Raw genomic sequence first — 16,759 nt, forward strand, 5'->3', positions numbered from 1 at the left:
GACGCGCCCAGCGTTCGCGCCCTCTCCCGCGCGAACGAACGACACCAGACGGTCGTTCTTCGCGCGACCTCCGCGGCTCAATTCTCCGCCAGCGACGACGCCTCGTCCACAAGCTCGACGAACTCGGCGCGGTAGCCGCCGGTGTCGTCGCCGGTGCCCTCGCGCGCCCACTCGGAGATCGCCGCGAAACTGGCTTCGCCGTGGTGCGGCGAATTCTTCAGGCGCATGCCGAAAGCCGCCACGGCCGCCGCAAACTTGAAGTCCGCGCTCGCGTCCGCGAAAGCCTTGCCGGTATCGCGCAACGGGAACTCGAGCTTCGTGCTCACGTCGCCCGCCGGCTCCTTGTAGCGCACCTTCAGCGTGAGCAACTCGCCACTCGCCCTTGCCATGTTCCCCGCTCCCCGCTCCCCGCTCCCCGCTTTCTGGTATTTCAGCGCATCGACCGAGCCAGCCTCCGGCATCGGCACGCCGACCGGGATCACTTCGTAGAGCGCCGTCACGGTGTGGCCCGCACCGATTTCACCGGCGTCGACGTTGTCGTTGTTGAAATCTTCCTTCCGCAACAGGCGGTTCTCATAGCCGATGAGCCGATAGGCCTGCGCGACTGCCGGATTGAACTCCACTTGGAGCTTCACGTCCTTCGCGATCGTCACGAGCGTGCCGCCGGCCTGTTCGACGAGCGTCTTCTTCGCCTCGGCGAGCGAGTCGATGTAGGCGTAGTTGCCATTACCCTTGTCGGCCAGCTGCTCGAGCGTGCTGTCCTTGTAGTTGCCCATGCCAAAGCCGAGCACGCTGAGGAACACCCCGCTCTTCGCCTTCTCCTGGATCAAGTCGGTCAACTGACTCTCGTCCGACACGCCGAGGTTGAAGTCGCCGTCCGTCGCCAGCACCACGCGGTTGACGCCGCCGGTGACGAAGTTCGCCTTCGCGATGTCGTAGGCGAGCTGGATGCCCGCCGCGCCGTTGGTCGAGCCCTCTGCCTGCAACTGATCGATCGCGGAAATGATCTTCGCCTTCTCGCGCACCGGCGTCGACGGCAGCGCCATGCCCGACGCACCCGCGTAGACGACGATCGCCACGCGATCGTCGGTCCGGAGCTTTTCGAGCATCATCCGCAGCGACTGCTTCACGAGCGGGAGCTTGTTCGCCGCATTCATCGAGCCGGACACATCCAACAGGAACACGAGGTTCGCCTTCGGCCGCGCCGCATCGCTGACCTCACGCCCCTTCAACCCGATGCGCACGAGCCGGTGCTCTGGCGCCCACGGCGCGCTCGCCACCTCCAAATGCGCGGCAAACGGCGCGCGATCGCTCGGCGGCGCGTAGCGATATGGGAAATAATTCACCAGCTCCTCGATGCGCACCGCGCCCTTCGGCGGCAGGTGCTTCTGTTGGAGGAAGCGCCGGACGTTCGCGTAGGACGCCGTGTCGACATCGACCGAGAAGGTCGACAGCGGATTCTGCGCGACCGTGAGAAACGGATTTTCTTCCGTGTGTGCGTAGCTTTCGGTGTTCGACGGTTCGGTCTGTGGCAGCACCAAACCGCCCGTGAGGAGCGCTGGCGCGCGCTTGGCGCTCAAAGGCGAACTCATCCGCGCCGCCGCTGGGCGAGCGCCGACCGGCCCGCTATACCCGAACGTCATCGGTTCCTGCGCGGCACCTGCGGTGGTCTGTGCCGCACTGGTCACGGCGAATTGCTCGAGTTTGACCATCTCGTTTCCTTGGTTCGCGCGCAACTCGAGCGGCGTCGAGAAGGCCACATCCCCGCTCGCAACTTGATTGGAGCTCGCACCCGCCAGCGCGACTTGCGCGGCATCGGTCGGAGGAGGCGGCGGCGGAGTCGACGGCAAAGCGAACGTCACGGCCGGACGCGGCGTCTGCTCCTGCGATTGGATCTGTGCCGCGAGCGCACGCTCTTCGGACTCGAGCATGCGCTTCCCCTTTTCTTTTGCGCGCATCGCATCCGCCATCGTCTCGTTCATCTCGATGTAGCGCTTCTGCTCCTTCGCCGAATATTCGGCGGAGGTGAAAAACATCACCGCGAAGCACGCCGCCGCGAGGCTGGCGGTCATGTAATAGAGCGCGGGGAACTGCAGCAGCTTGCTGCGCTTCCGACGATATTCGTCGACCGGCTCAGCCTTCGGCTGCGCCGCGAGGACTGCAGCCGCATCGATCAAGTTGTCCGCTCCCGCCGGCTCCTCCGCCAGCGCCTCGCCGAGCATCGCCGCCGCGGCGCGGATTTCCTCCACCGCTTTCTGCGCCTCCGGGTGCTGCTGCAGCCACCGTTCAAACTCGGCGCGTTCCGCCGGCTCCATCTCGTCGAGCGCGTAAGCCGTCAGGCGAGGATCGTCTTGGTTGAATTCCGAAATTTTCATGGTCGTTCCTTTTCCGGGGCGCGCCTCACTCGGCCTGCGCCGCCATCTCCTTTCGCAGCCGCGCCACGGCGGTGTGCAGAATGAAGCCGACATTCGTCACCGACAGCGACGTGATGCGGCTGATTTCCTTGTAGCTGAAACCGTTTTGAAACTTGAGGCGCACCACTTCCTGCTGGTTGCGCGGCAGCCTCTCGATGAGCTTCAACACCGCAGCTTGCGCCTCGGCCCGCTCCGCGCCCGCGCCGGGCAACGGCTCGGCGGCCGTCAAGCGCTCGGCCTGGCCTTCCTCGAAGAACTTCATGCGCCCCTCCTTCCGCAGCACGTCGAGCGTGCGATGGCGGCAGACCGTGAACAGCCACTCCGCGAGGTGTCCCTCGACGTCGGCCGGTTTCTGCGCGAGCAATTTGACGAAGGTATCCTGCACGACGTCACGCGCGCGATCGGCGTCCCCGTGCAAGAGTCGGGTGGCATAGCGCAGCAACGGCGCTTGATGGCGGGCGACCGCCGTCTCCACGAAGGCATGGCTTTCATTGATTGTTCCTGGGGTGTTCACGTCACCTGCCATGCTCGACGCGCGAGCCTGCGCCTTCTTAGGCCCGAAACCAGAAAAATTGCGCCGCGGATCTCAACGCCCCGCGGGCACGCCCGCCGCCGCCGTCTCCGGCCGCGCACCGAACACGACCTCGACCACGTTGCGCACGAACTGCTCGTCCGAAATGCCTTCGTCCACCTCGGACGGCAACGTCGTCAGTGAACGGAAATGCCGCGCCAGTTCCGCGAACAGCGTCACGCGCGCCGCATCCTCCAACTCCTCCCGCCGCCACAACGCTTGCAACGCCGCATACGCCAGCGCCGGGCTGATCTGCGCCCGCAAGCGCGCCGCCACGTGCTGGTGGCCGCGCAGCGAATTGTATTTTCCCAACACGATGCCGCCGAGATCCACGCGCACCGGCGGCGCCTCGTGCACGACGATCGTCGCCGCCGCGAAATCGCCGAGCCGCTGGCTCTTCCGCCCCATCAACGCCGCCACGCCGCCGACGAGATACGCGACTGGCAGCACATCCACCGCGCGCAGCAGGTTGCGGATCACGACCTGCGAAAACCGCAGCGGCAGCCCGCGCTCGTCCATCACCCGCAGCCGCAACATCCGTTTCCCGAGCGTCTGCCCGTTCCACAGCCACTCCAGCGCGATGCCGTAACCGGTCACCCAAATGAAGAACCCGATCCGCACCGCCCCGCGCGCGATGTCCGCGCTCAGCAACCCCAGCAGCAAAATCGCCGTCGAGATCGCCGTCCACGCCGCCATGATCGTCAGCGCGTCGACGAACCACGCCGCCAGCCGCGTCACCGGACTCGCCAGATGAAACGTGAAGCTCACGCCCTCCGGCGTGCGCACCCGCAAGCGATCCACGCGCTCGTCCGTCACGACGCCGCCTCCTGCGCCTTCCCGCGCCCGACCCAGCCGAGATACGCGACCAACAAACCGAATTCCACCACGCCGAACGCGATCTTCAACGCATAGGGGATCGCCGGCTCGTGATACTGCGACAAATACGACTCCACCACGCCCGCCCACACCAGCATCAGCGCCGTGCCGGCCGCCAGCGTCGCGACGTCATCCGCCACCGCGCGCAAGCGCACCGCCAGCGGACGCCCGTCGTCGCGCCCGATCACCGCGCGCGCCAGCACGAAGCCGCCCGTCGCTCCGACGAGAATCGCCGGAATCTCGATCACCCCGTGCGGCAGCAGCCACCCCGCGAGAAACACGCCCTGCCCCGCCAGCAGATAATCCGCGATCACCGCCCCGAGAATCACGCCGTTGTAGAACAGCAGCACGAGCGTCCCCGCGCCCCACGCGAAGCCCAGCGCCAGCGCGAACAGCGACACGCGCGTGTTGTGCGTCATCAGCTCGCCGGCGAACGTCGCCTTGTGTCCGGCCAGCCGGTCCTTCATCGCCGCCTCTTCTTCGGCGACGCGGTCCGCCGGACTCCCCTGCAAATGCGAGAACGGCATCAGCGCTTCCTTCGCCTCCGGGTCCACCGCCACCGCCACGCCGCCGAAAATCGCGCCGGCCAAGGTCACCACCACCGTCAGCAACAGCGCTCGCGCATGCCGCCGCAGCGTCTGCGGAAACGTCGCGCTCAGCCACTGCCACGGCCGCAACCGCGCCGCGCCCGCCCGCCGCGTGCCGTGGATCTCCGCGTAAGCCCGCGCCACGAGCAACTCCAGCCGCCGCCGCATCTCCGGCTCCGCCGAAAACGACGCCACCCGCGCCAAGTCCGCCCCCGCGCGCCGATACAGATAATCCAGCTCCTTCGCCTCCGCGAGCGACAGCGGCGCCCAGGCATCGCCCTGCCGGCGTTCGAGCAGCTTCTCCAATCGCTGCCAATGCGGCTCCTCCGCCGCGACGAATCTCGCGAGGTCGACGATCACAGCAATCCGCCTCCCTTCACGCGCAGGTATTGCCCGACCATTTCCGCCGCGAGCCGTTCGTGCTCGAGCAACGCGCAGGTCACGCCGTGCGGCCGCAGCAACCGCGCGATCTCGTGCGCCTCGCGCCATTGATAGTGTCCCGCGAGCCGCTCCACCATCTCCACCTCGCTCGCCACCGGTCGCGAAAACACCGGCTCCGCGCCGGGCGCGCGCACCTGATTCACCAGCACGAGATGCTGCCGCGAGAGCACCGGGATGTGCTTCACGAATTCCTCCGCCAGCACCGGATCGCTCAAGTCCGTCAGAAAAACCAGCAGCGAGCGCCGTTGCAGCCGCGTGCGCAGCAGCGCGAACAGCTCCGCAAAATCCGGCGTCGTCTCGCTCGATTCCAGCGCGTGCACCGCTTCGCGACACGCGCCGTAGTGCGTCGCGCCGCTCCCGGCGCGCACGAACGTCCGCACGCGCGCGTCGTGCGCCACGAGTCCGAACCGGTCGCCCTGCCGTCCCGCCGCGAGCAGCAGCACGAGCGTCGCAGTGATTTGCCGCTCGAGCGTCGTCACGCTGCGCCCGTCGATCGTCACCGGCCGCGCCGACAACCGCGACGCATCGATCACGACGTAGATTTCCTGCGTGCGCTCGACCTGAAAAATCTTCGTCACCGGACGCCCGCGCTTCGCCGTGCCTTTCCAATGCACCTCGTCGAAGCTGTCGCCCGGCTGATACTCGCGCAACCGCTCGAATTCACGTCCGCGTCCCACCGTTCGCCGCAGCTGCACGCCCGCCAAGCCGCGATTCAGGAACAGCGCCGCGAGCTGCCTCCGCTCGGAGAACAAATTCGGATACACGCGCAACTCGCCCGCGAGCGCCTGCTGCGCGCGCAGCTGCCAGAAGCCGAACCGCGAGTCCGCCTCGAGGCACACCGGGCCCGGCGCAAAGCGTCCGCGCCGCCCCGCTGTGCATTCCCAGGACACGAGCACGCGCTTGCCGCCCGCCGGCAGCGCAACGCGGAGGACCCGCTCCTTGCTCGCAAACACCGCCGGCAACGCCAGTCCCAGCCGCACCTCGGCCGGCGCGTCCACGTCGTAGCTGAGCATGAGTGGCAGCTTCGCCGCGCGGTCCTTCGTCAGCCGACCGACCGCCTCGCCCGTCACGACCGGCAAACGTCCCGCCCGCAGCGTCAGCAACAGGTCGACGCCCGTCGCCAACGCCAGCGCCGCCAGTGCGATCACGCACAACGGCCAGAGCTCCGGCAACGGCCCCGCCAGCGCCGCCGCCGGCACGAGCGCCGCGACGCACCACAACAGACGTTGGGACGGAACCGGGATCATGCGCGCCTCACCGCGGCACCGCGACCTGCTCGAGCAGGCGATTCAGCACTTCGTTGACCGACAACCCTTCGATCTCGAATTCCGGCCGCAGCACGATGCGATGCGCGAGCACCGCCGGCGCGAGTTGCCGGATGTCGTCGGGCGTCACGTAGTCGCGCCCCTCGATCGCCGCCTTCGCCCGGCCGCCGAGCAACAGCGACTGCGTCGCGCGCGGCCCCGCACCCACCAGCACACTTTCATCGGTGCGCGTGGCACGCACGAGATCGACGATGTAGGCCATCAGCTCGTCCCGCACCGCGATTGCATCGAGGCTGGCGCGGAGCGTCGCGAGCTGACCGCGCTCGAGCACCGCCTGCACGTCGCCGCGCGCCAGCGCCGCCTCGGGCGCGTCGGCCGTGAGCATGCGCCGTGCGAGCGAGATTTCGTCGTCGCGCGCCGGACACGCCATCTGGATGCGGAACATGAAGCGATCCTTCTGCGCCTCGGGCAGCGGATAAGTGCCCTCCGACTCCGCCGGGTTCTGCGTCGCGAACACGGTGAAGTCCGGATCGAGCGCGTGCGTCTCGCGGTCGATCGTCACGCAGCGTTCCTGCATCGCCTGGAGCAGCGCCGCCTGCGTCTTCGCCGGCGCGCGGTTGATTTCGTCGGCCAGCATGAACGTCGTGAACACCGGCCCGCGCACGAGCGTGAACTGGTTCGTCTGCAGGTTGAAGATGTTCGTGCCGGTGATGTCCGCCGGCATCAGGTCGGGCGTGAACTGCACGCGGCCGCTCTCCGCGCCGAGCACATGGGCGAGCGTGCGCACGAGCAGCGTCTTCGCCACGCCAGGCACGCCCTCGAGCAGCGCGTGCTGCCGCGTGAGGATCGTGATGAGCGCCAGCTCCACCGCCGCCGACTGGCCGATGATGACCTTGGCGACTTCGCGTCGGGCCGCCGCGAGCGCGGCGAGAGTGGGTTCGAGTTTCTCGTTCATAAATTCAGCGCGGCTTCAGCTCCCGCACGAGCGTGTTGTAGGTCCCAACCGGTGCCGCCTTCGGATCGCGCGCCGCCCACGCGGCGTCGAAACGCGCGGTCGCCGCCGCATTGCCGCCAGCCCGCCGCACCGCGCGCCATTCCTCGACACACGCCGGCAACACCGCGCCCGCACCGAGCGCGCGCCGCAGCAGCGCCGTGAGCCCGGCCGCCGGCTCGTAACCGAGCGCAATCTCGCCGCCCGCCTCCAGCGGATCGCGCACCGGATAAAACGCCACCGCCCGCCGCCACAGATACAACGCCGCGAGCAGCGCCAGCAACGCCATCGCGCCACCGAGCCCGTAGCGCCGGGCCAGAAATCCCACTCCGTTCTCCTCGCCGAGGCCGAGTGCACTTTCGACGAACACGGCGCGGCGATGCGCACCGACGAGCCACGCCACCAGCCCGGTCGCGCGCTTGTTCTGCATCGCCTCGTTGCTCAACGCGAACGCGTCGGCGAGCAACACGATCCGACCCGCGCCGAACGGCCGCTCCACCGCCACCTTCGAGGGCCCGCGCGTGTAGAGCGTCCGCCACGGCGCACCGTCGGACGGCTGGAAATAAAGTTCGCTGTGCCACCCGAGCTCGGGCGTGAGCGCCATCGGCGCGGTCGCCGCGCGTTGCGCCGTGGGTGGCGCGAGGAGCGTGCGCACGCCGAGCGCGACCTGCCAGGCGGCGGCGATCGTCTTTTTCTCCGGCTCGCGCCGGGCGCGCGCGCCGGGTCCGTGCGCCGGTTTCTTCGCTTTCTTGTCCTTTTCGTTCTCCTCTTCGCCGGCGTGTTTCTTCGCCTCGGCTTCGCGCTTCTCCCGGGCCTTCTCCGCGGCGACCCACGCCTCCTCCTCGTCCTTGCTCACGCTCTGGAAGGCGAGCACCACCGTGCTGCCGGCGTTCGCCGCCGCGTTCAGCGCCGCGAGTTCGTCCTCGGGAATCTTCTCCCAGTCGTGCCACAGCAATCCCGGCAGCACGACGAGCCGCGACCCCGCGCCGAGCCGCGCGAGCGGCTTCAGCTGACGCTCAACGCGAAAATCCGGCAGCGTCTCGAGCGCCTCGTAAAGTGCGCGCGTGCCGAGCGCGTCCGCACGGAACGACGAATAGGCCGGATAGGCGTCGCCGCCGCCGAGCCGGACCGAGAACACCCAGCCGAGCGCGAGCGCGGCCAGCGCCAGCGCCGTCACGGGAAGCAGCCAGCGGAGCATGCGGCGGCTCATCGCGGAGCCTCCAATTCCCGCAGCCACTCGCGCGCCCCCTCGGCGCTCGCCTGCTCGTGGCCATACCACACGGCCTCGAAGGCCTGTCGGCGCGCGCGGAATTCCTCCGCCACCGCCGCGCGGCCGAGCGCCCGCCGCCGCAGTTCGCGTTCGTAGTCGAGGTTCGTCTTGAACTTCGCGAGCGAGAGCAAGCCGTCGTGCGCGTGCGTCGCGATCGTCGCGAGGAAGAGCGCGCGCCACGCCAGCCGCCACTCGCCGGCGGCGAGCTTGGCGCGCGCGAGCGCGAGCCACTCGTGCGCGGGCAGGCGCGACGCTTCGACATTCTCGTCCTGCAAATCCGGCGTCGCCGTCGGCCACGCGCCCGCTGCGCCGGCCGCGAACGGCCGGGTCCGGTTGTGTTCGAAAACCTTCCACACCACCCACAGCAGCAGTCCGGCCACGATCGCGAGGAGCGCGTAGGCGCCGAATTGCAGCACGTCCATCCAGCGCAGCGACGCTGTGCCGTCCCGACCGCGAGTCGGCGTCTTGTCGTCCTTGCCGCCGGGCAACAGGTCCGCGAGCCAGCGCTTGGCGGAATCGAACCAGCGCCCGACCGCCCGGGCCGCCTCCCGCGCGGTCTCGAACGTCGTGCGCAGGAAACCCATGATGATGCCCTCTTTCTTTTTCTGCCCCGCACCGGCCTCCGATGCCTGCCGCAAGCGCCAGCGGAAATCCGGCCGCGCGAGCACTTCGTCGAGCGCGCGATCGAGCTGCCGCGACTCCAACGCGACCGCCGGCCCCGGAGTCGCCTCCGCGGCGCGCGTCGTTGACACGCCGCCGCCCAGCGCGCCGGCGAGCACGAGCGCCGCCAGGCCCGCGCGCAGCGCGCTGCGCCGGGCCTGCTCACGACGCAGCACGAGCAACAAATCCGCTCCGCTCCGCCGCGCCTCGCCGCGAAACACGCGCACGACGTAGAACGCCTTGATCAACGGACCGACCGCGAGGTGCGTCAGCGCGGCGATCACCGCGAGAAAAGTCGTGTTGAGATACGACCAGCCCGACAGCGCGAAAACCGTGTGCAGCCCGAGCCAGCGCGTCGCGAGCATCGGCACGACCACGAAGGCAACCGCCACATTCAGAAAAACCATCGCCCAAAGCACCGACAGAATCGCCAGCGCCCGGTGGTTTTGCCCCGGCCAGAGCAGGGCCTGCTCCCAAGCCGCGCGCCGCCGCTCCGCCGCGCTCGCGCCGTCGCCCGCCGGCAGCACGACGGCGTTCTGGAAATACGCGTAGGCCCACCCGAACGGCACGCCGAACACCGCCGCGAGCGGCAGGACCACCACGCCCGGCGCCTGCAACCGGAATTGCACCGCGCACTCGCGCCGCCAATCGCGCGCCTGCCAGCGCGGCGGCGCATCGCCGGTCAGGTGCGCGCGCAACCGCTGCGCGTAGCGGTGCTGCGCCACGCGCATCGCGCCGAAGGCCAGTGCCAGTCCCAGCGCGCCGAACGCGACCGCGCCGTCGGCCGGCACGAACCAGCTCACATACGCCCAGAAAAACACCACTCCGCACGCGAACGGCGCCGCGCCCGCATAATAGAGACCGAGCGCGCCGGGGTGCGCGCGCAGCAGATGCACGGCCTCCTCGATGAGGTCGATCGCACGCGGGGCTCGATTGCGCTCAGCGGTCTTCGCCATTGCCGGCACCCTCGACTGCTTTGCGCCACACCGTGCCTTCGTGGAGGTCCGGCGGCAGCGCCTTCAGAAACTGCCCGAAACCGTAGAACGCGATCCAGAGCAACAGCACGCAGGCCGCCGTCACCGCCGCATCTCCGCCCTTTCGCCTCCACGGCGTGGCATCTTGCGCCGCACCGGCGCCGGCGACCGATTTCGCCAGACAGGTCGCGCACAACACGCGGCCATTGTGCTCCACGATGCACTCCCGACAAAAGTCGCCGCCGCACGACGGACATCGCGCCACCGCTTCACGCTCGACGTGCCGCACGCATTTTCGCGTCGCGAACGAACTCATGACGGCAGTGGCGGCGGCAACGGAGGTGGCAACGACGACGGCGACGCCGCGCTCGCGCCGCCGGTTTCCCCCGGCGCGGCGGCTTCCACGGCATTCGCCTCCGCGAGGTCGGCCTGCGCCGCCTCGATCAACGGCTGGATTTCGGCGAGGACTTTTCGCGTGCGCGGCAGGCGGCAGAGGGCGTTCACGTTCTCCTGTTGCACGGCCGTGATGACCACGACGCGGCAGCCGGCGCCACGCACATGGTTCCAGGCCAGCAAAGCCACCACCACGCCTCCGACGATGCCCATGCCGACCGCGCCGCCGTCCGCGGCGTGCACGATCATGAGCGCCAGCAGACCCACCACCACGAACACGCTCGCGTAGATCACGCGCCGCGCCGTGTGCACGATCAGCATCGCCTGGATGTCGCGCAGGTAGAAGCGCCGGTAGGTTTCGCTGTAGCCCGTGGACGTGAGATGCAGCAGGTGGTCGGGCCCGAGGCAGAGCTGCGACAGTGTGCCGAAGCCGCGCTTGAGCGGCGTGAGCTTCCGGTAGACGGGTGTGGGCGTTGAGTGATTTTCGGCCATGTCAGCGGAACAGCATCGAACCAAAGACGAACAACCACACGCCCACCTGGATCGTCGCGACGATCCCCGCGATCACGATGCGGGTGCGCCGCCAACCCGGCACGAGGCTGCCGGGCTTTTTCCAGGCGTAGATGCAGACGCCCAACGCAGCCGGCGCGGTGATCAGCGTGAACGGCCACGCGATCAACGGCAGGAACGCCAGCACCAGCGCGATGCGGTCGTAGAGCACCCGGTGATTTTCGGGCAAGTTGCGCCGATCCGCGCGGGTCTCGAGGCAGGACGGGCAATAATTTTTCCCGCTCATCGGCACACGGCACACCGCGCACACGTAGCGACCGCAGCCGTCGCAGGCCGCCTCGGCGCGATTCTCGGCGTGGAAATAGCAGTTCGCCTCGCCCGCCGCGATCGCGCCGGCCCGTTCCACGCGTCGCGCCGCCGCGAGCGCCGGAAAACGCAGCTGCTCGAACTCGCCCTCGCACGCCGGGCAGCGCACGATATCGACGCCCTGCCAGTAAACCTCCGGCACGGTGCGCCGGCACTTGGGGCACGCGAGCTTGTGCGGCGTCATTTCGTGCGGATCACGCGCGTGTCGCACATGCGGTCATGCAACGAACGCTTCTCGTCGTCGAACGCCGCCATGATGTAGCCGATCAACAGCGTAAAACTACTGACCACCTCCGCCAGCGCGCGTCCGACCGCGCGCCCGCCTGTGATCGGCGATCCGTCGCTGCGCACCACCTTGAGGCCGAGCGCCATCTTGCCCGGCGTCGCGCCGTGGCGCGTGAGGAAGAACCATTGGTAGGTCACGTTCAGCAACGTCGTGCACAGCATCGCCGTGCCCTGATACGCGAGCCACTTGCCCATGTCGAATTGGTCCATCCGCGGCGAAAACAGAAACTTGCCGAAAAACGCCGCCGACAACCCGAAACTGATCGCCGTGTTCGGAATCCACAGCAGCAATCCGTCGAGGAACTTCGCCAGGAACCGCACCCAGAAGCCCGCGAAGTGGACCTCGCCCGGATGCTGCACGCCCTCCCGCACGCGCTGGAAATACTCGTCCTTCTGCTCCGCGCTCACGAGCTTGCCGTCGTGCGTCACGAGGTCGCGCGAGAAGAAGCGCCCACCCGACACGGCGCACACGCCGGTCGTCGGCTCGACCTCGCTCCAACGCTGCCAATCGGTCATGCCCTTGGCCCACACGAGCGTGTCGGCCGTCACGATATTGTCGCGCACGAGTCCCTCGAAAGCAGACGCCGTCACCGGTCCCATGCGATTCCCGCCATTCGCGTAAAACCACTCCATATAGTCGCGTGTAATTGCCCGCTCGCCGCCGGAGCGGCAACCGAAATTGCTCCGGAGCTTCTGCGAAATTCAGGTGAATTCGCGCGTTGACGCCCCGCCCGCCGCCCATCCTCAACGCCGCGCCGCGCGCTGCGCCTGCTCGATGAGCGCGATCAACTCCGCCCGGTAGCCGCCCGCATCCTCGCCCACCGCCGCGCGCGCCCAGCGCTCCACGTCGTCCAACCGCGCCGCCTGCTCCGGCCCGGCCCGCAACACCTCGCCGAACAAACCGACCGCCACCGCGAAACGAAAATCCACCGACGCCTCCGCGAATTCCTCCGACCCGACCGCCCCCGACGAAAGCCCGTAATACGGACTTTGCCCCTCGCTGCCGGGCAACCGCGCCGCGACCCGCACGCACCAAGCCTCCTCGGCATCGCCTCGAACCTCCCGCACGGCGGTGCCGCCATGGCGATCCGCCGAACTCCGTATTACGGAATTCGGCTCGGACGGCGCAGCTACACCGACGGCCGCGCCAGCCGCGAGCTCCACCTCAAACAGCGCCGCGAGCGTTTCCCCCGGCAACACGCGACCGCGTTGCGCGATCGGAATCTCCGCTCCGCGCACCACCGGCGTCATCTCGTCGTCACCGACGCGCCGCACCCGCGCCACGCGCACCGGGTCGAACTCGACCGTCGCACTCACCTGCTCCGCCACCGGCGCGAACAACTGATCCAATTGCGACACCAGCGCCTGCTCCGCCTCGGCCCGCGTGTTCACGTAGCCGCTGCCGCCACGCGCACGCGCGGCCAGCGCCTCCAGCCGCGGATCGATCCGGTCGGGTCGCCCAAATCCGAAGATCGCGAGCCGCACGCCCGCATCGCGGTGCCCGTCGATCAACGTCCCGAGTTCCGCCTCGCTCGTCGCGCCCATGTTGAAATCGCCGTCGGTGCAAAGAATCACGACGTGTTCGCCGCCCGCGGCCGCATCCGCCGCCGCCATCGCGAACGCCTCGCGCAAGCCCGCACCGCCGTTCGTGCGTCCCTTCGCTTCGAGCGCGTCGATCGCCGCGCGCACCTCGCGCTCGTTCGTCAACCGCGCCGGCGGCAGCAGGATCGTCGGCTCGCCCGCATAGGTCACGATGCCGACCCGATCCTCCGGCCGCAGCCGACGCAGCAGGCCCGCCACCGCCGCCTGCACGAGCGGCAACCGATTCGGAGCGTCCATCGAGCCGGAAACATCGAGCAACAAAATCACCGTCGCCGGCGCACGCGTCGTCGGGGCGTTTTCACGCGCCCGCACCGCCACGCGCACGAGCCGGCGCGCCGCATTCCACGGCGACACGCTCGACTCGACCCGCGTCGAAAACACCGGCGCGTCGCTCCGCGGTGCCTCGGGCGAGGGCGGCAACGCGCCCAGCATCGCACCGACATTCACCTCCCGCCGCGCCGGCCAGCGCGACGCCGTCAGCGCCTTGCGCAGCGCCGCGATCGGCGCCGTGTCCAATTTGTCCGCCAGAGGACGCAACGGCTTTTGCTCAACCGCACGCAACTCCTCGGTCGCCGCGGCCGGTTCACGCGTGGGCGGCGCAACAGAGTCGACGCGCGGAGCCGCCCGCGTGGGCGTCGTTTCGGCCGCACCGCGCTCGCGCTCAGCGGCAACGGCGCGCGGCTCCTCCCGCGCATTCGCCGGCACCGAAGCCGGAGGAGTCGCTTGAATAAGCCGGTCAACCTCCGCCGCGGCGCCGGCGGTTTGCGCTGTATTCGGCGGGATGTTTTTCGCGACGGCAGCGACACCTTCGCCGCGCGCCGGCGGTTCCTGCCGCTCGACACCCGACGCCGCCGGCTTGGCCGATGCCAGCTGCTTGCCTGACGCCGCGCGCACGCGATCGCTCGCGGCCGTTTCAGCGACCTCCGTCTTCGATGCGACCGATGCCACTCGCGGACGGTTCGCCGGCCGACCGCTGGCCGCGCTCGGGAAAGCCGGATCCTCCACCGCACTCGCTTGGCGTTCGGCCGGCGGCGCCTCGCCCGCCACGCGCCGGATCGCCACGCGCTGTTGCCCGCCCGCCTCCGCCGCGAGCGCTTCCGGCGCTTCGCCCTCGGTCGACGGCTCGCGCCGCGCCCACCAGACCGTCGCCGCCGCGGTTACCGCGACGCCGAGTGCGAACGCCCAAATCCACACCGCCCGCCGGCGATTGCCGCGCGGACGCGGTCGGAAGGATTCCGCGCCGCGCGCCAGCACTTGCCGCGCGACTTCGAGCGTGACGCGCAACTCCGCGACGTGCGCGCGCCGCTCCGGCGCCTCGCCGGCCAGCGCTTCGCCGCTCGCCCCCGCGAGTGCGAGCCGCACCGCGCGCGGGTCGTCGTGCGCCGAGCCGTTGAGCCGGCCGATCGCCGTGTGCAACACCTGCGCGGCGTTGGCCGGCGTCAGTTCCGCGATCTCCGCAATTTCATCGAGGTCGAAGCGATGCTTTAGGTGGAGCCGCACCATTTCCTGCTGCTTGGAAGTCAGCCGGCGAAAACGACCCGCGATGCGCGCGCTCGCGTCCGCGGCTTCCGCGCCGGCGTCGGTTTCGAGTTCCGCTTCCGTCTGGTTCGCTCCGGCGCGGCGCAGATCGGCCACGATCTGGCGGCGCGCGGCGGCGAACACGAACTCCCGCGGAATCTCGTCCGCCACGCCCGGCGGCGGCACCCACTCGCGCCAGAAGGTCGCCACGGAAGCTCCGGCCTTGCCCTCGTCTCCGTCCCACAACTCGACCGCATAGCTCCGCACTTCGGTGGCATGCCGGCTTTGCAGCTCGGCGACGACCGCGGCGGACGAAGGAGATCGGGCGGAGGCGCTCAAAGGGTGTCTCCAACCTCTTATCGGCACATCGCGCCGGGATTTCAGCGCCTTGCGCAGAGCCGCGCCGCATGCATGTTGCCGCCATGCGTCTCCTCACGCTCCTCTTGACGACCGCCGCGCTCGCCCTCGCCGGCTGTTCCAAGTCCGCGCCGCACTCCGCCGCCGCGCCCAGCGCCGTCCTGCGCATCGGCAACGGCGCCGAGCCGCAGGATCTCGATCCGCAGGTGATGACCGCCTTCACCGACCAGAACATCGCGCTCGCACTGTTCGAGGGGCTCTGCGCACTCGACGAAAAAACTTCCGCGCCCGTCCCCGCCGCCGCCGAACGCTGGGAAGTTTCCGCCGACGGCCTCGTCTGGACGTTTCATCTCCGCGCCAATTTGCAATGGTCCGACGGCTCGCCGCTCACCGCGGGCGATTTCGTCGCGTCATGGCGCCGCGCGCTCGCGCCGCAACTCGCCGCCGAATACAGCTACCTGCTCTTCCCGCTCAAAAACGCCGAGGCGATCGCCAACGCCAAGGCCGACCCCGCCACGCTCGGCGCGGAGGCGACCGACGACCACACGCTGCGCCTCACGCTCGCGCGCCCCACGCCGTATCTGCCCGCGCTCACGGCCAACCCGATCTGGTTTCCCGTGCCGCCGCGTGTGCTGGAACAGTTCGGCGCCACCGCCGCGCGCGGCACGGCCTGGACGCGCCCCGGCAATCTCGTCGGCAACGGCCCGTTCACCCTGAAAATCTGGGAGCCGAACGCCCGCGTCGAAGTCGTGCGCAACGCCGCCTACTGGGACGCCGCGACCGTGCGCCTCGAGCGCATCGTGTTTTTCCCGACGGAGAACATGGACGTCGACGAGCGGAATTTCCGCGCCGGCCAAGTCGACATCACGAACGAACTCCCGCTCGCCAAGGTCGACACCTACCGCAAGACCGCGCCCGAGTCGCTGCGCCTCGACCCGTTCCTCGAGACGTTTTTCCTGCGCTTCAACACCACGCGCCCGCCGCTGAACGACGCGCGCGTCCGCCGCGCGCTCTCGCTCGCCATCGACCGCGAGCAGCTCGCGCGCACGCTGCTGCGCGGCACCCGCGCGCCCGCGCCGCACTACACGCCGCCCGATTGCGCCGGCTACACCGCCGAGGCACGCGTGCCGCACGACGTCGCCGCTGCGAAGGCGCTGCTCGCCGCCGCCGGTTTCCCTGACGGGGAAAATTTCCCCACGCTCGACGTGCAGATCAAGAACGACGAACTCCACGCCAAGACGCTCGAAGCCATCCAGGCGATGTGGGCGCGCGACCTCGGCGTGCACGTGACGCTCTCGCCGATGGAACAGAAGACGTGGGTCTCCAACCAGCAGTCGCTCAACTACGCGATTTCGAGCGCACGCTGGGTGGGCGACTTCGTCGATCCGGTGACGTTCCTCGACATGTTCGTCGGCGGCGGCTCGAACAACTGGACTGGCTGGACCGACCGCGACTACGACGCCGCGATCGAGACCGCCGCCGCCGCGAGCGAGCCGGCGCCGCGCTACGCGGCGTTTCAACGCGCTGAAGCGCGCCTCCTCGACGCCGCCCCCATCGCGCCCGTGTTCTTCGGTGTCCGCTCGTATCTCATCAGTCCGACCGTGAAAGGCTGGGAGCCCGCGCTGCTCGGTTTCCACCAATACAAAAAGGTTTACCTCGCCGCGCCCTGACGGCACGTT

General features: G+C 69.2%; 14 protein-coding genes. 1 reads left to right on the plus strand and 13 read right to left on the minus strand.

Annotated features, from left to right (window positions below):
* Positions 1–77: 77 nt before the first annotated feature.
* From KF715_07495 to KF715_07555, 13 genes are all read right to left on the minus strand, one after another.
* A complete protein-coding gene (locus tag KF715_07495; protein MBX3736514.1) occupies positions 78–2,375 on the minus strand; it encodes a von Willebrand factor type A domain-containing protein in 2,298 nt (765 codons plus the stop codon).
* A 25-nt stretch (positions 2,376–2,400) separates the two neighbouring features.
* Positions 2,401–2,940, minus strand: a complete 540-nt coding sequence (locus KF715_07500) for a sigma-70 family RNA polymerase sigma factor (GenBank protein ID MBX3736515.1) — start codon at positions 2,938–2,940, stop codon at positions 2,401–2,403.
* A 60-nt stretch (positions 2,941–3,000) separates the two neighbouring features.
* On the minus strand, positions 3,001–3,786 hold the full coding sequence (locus KF715_07505; protein MBX3736516.1) for an RDD family protein: 786 nt from the start codon (positions 3,784–3,786) through the stop codon (positions 3,001–3,003).
* Positions 3,787–3,797: 11 nt separating this feature from the next.
* Complete coding sequence (locus KF715_07510) at positions 3,798–4,808, minus strand: stage II sporulation protein M (GenBank protein MBX3736517.1); 1,011 nt, start codon at positions 4,806–4,808, stop codon at positions 3,798–3,800.
* Positions 4,805–6,136 carry a DUF58 domain-containing protein gene (locus KF715_07515; protein MBX3736518.1) on the minus strand — a complete coding sequence of 444 codons (1,332 nt, stop codon included), beginning with the start codon at positions 6,134–6,136 and terminating at the stop codon, positions 4,805–4,807. Before KF715_07515 ends, KF715_07510 begins: the two co-directional genes overlap by 4 nt.
* 7 nt (positions 6,137–6,143) lie before the next feature.
* Positions 6,144–7,109 carry a MoxR family ATPase gene (locus KF715_07520; protein ID MBX3736519.1) on the minus strand — a complete coding sequence of 322 codons (966 nt, stop codon included), beginning with the start codon at positions 7,107–7,109 and terminating at the stop codon, positions 6,144–6,146.
* 4 nt (positions 7,110–7,113) lie between these two features.
* Positions 7,114–8,355, minus strand: coding sequence for a hypothetical protein (locus KF715_07525; GenBank protein ID MBX3736520.1), 1,242 nt, complete (start codon positions 8,353–8,355; stop codon positions 7,114–7,116).
* Entirely contained in the window at positions 8,352–10,031 is a 1,680-nt protein-coding gene (locus KF715_07530) for a hypothetical protein (GenBank protein ID MBX3736521.1), read from the minus strand. The genes KF715_07525 and KF715_07530 overlap by 4 nt, the downstream gene beginning before the upstream one ends.
* The gene (locus KF715_07535; protein MBX3736522.1) at positions 10,015–10,365 is read right to left on the minus strand and encodes a hypothetical protein; all 351 of its coding nucleotides are present in this window, start codon (positions 10,363–10,365) and stop codon (positions 10,015–10,017) included. Before KF715_07535 ends, KF715_07530 begins: the two co-directional genes overlap by 17 nt.
* Positions 10,362–10,934: a hypothetical protein gene (locus KF715_07540; GenBank protein MBX3736523.1), complete on the minus strand. Its 573-nt coding sequence runs from the start codon at positions 10,932–10,934 to the stop codon at positions 10,362–10,364. The genes KF715_07535 and KF715_07540 overlap by 4 nt, the downstream gene beginning before the upstream one ends.
* 1 nt (position 10,935) lies before the next feature.
* A complete protein-coding gene (locus tag KF715_07545) occupies positions 10,936–11,502 on the minus strand; it encodes a hypothetical protein (protein MBX3736524.1) in 567 nt (188 codons plus the stop codon).
* Positions 11,499–12,194: an RDD family protein gene (locus KF715_07550; GenBank protein ID MBX3736525.1), complete on the minus strand. Its 696-nt coding sequence runs from the start codon at positions 12,192–12,194 to the stop codon at positions 11,499–11,501. The genes KF715_07545 and KF715_07550 overlap by 4 nt, the downstream gene beginning before the upstream one ends.
* 153 nt (positions 12,195–12,347) lie before the next feature.
* Positions 12,348–15,062, minus strand: a complete 2,715-nt coding sequence (locus KF715_07555; protein ID MBX3736526.1) for a DUF3520 domain-containing protein — start codon at positions 15,060–15,062, stop codon at positions 12,348–12,350.
* A 68-nt stretch (positions 15,063–15,130) separates the two neighbouring features.
* On the opposite strand from KF715_07555, the gene KF715_07560 reads away from it, so the two are divergent.
* Positions 15,131–16,750 carry a peptide ABC transporter substrate-binding protein gene (locus tag KF715_07560; GenBank protein MBX3736527.1) on the plus strand — a complete coding sequence of 540 codons (1,620 nt, stop codon included), beginning with the start codon at positions 15,131–15,133 and terminating at the stop codon, positions 16,748–16,750.
* The last annotated feature ends 9 nt before the right edge of the window (positions 16,751–16,759 follow it).

It is taken from the genome of Candidatus Didemnitutus sp. (assembly GCA_019634575.1).
GTDB lineage: Bacteria > Verrucomicrobiota > Verrucomicrobiia > Opitutales > Opitutaceae > Didemnitutus.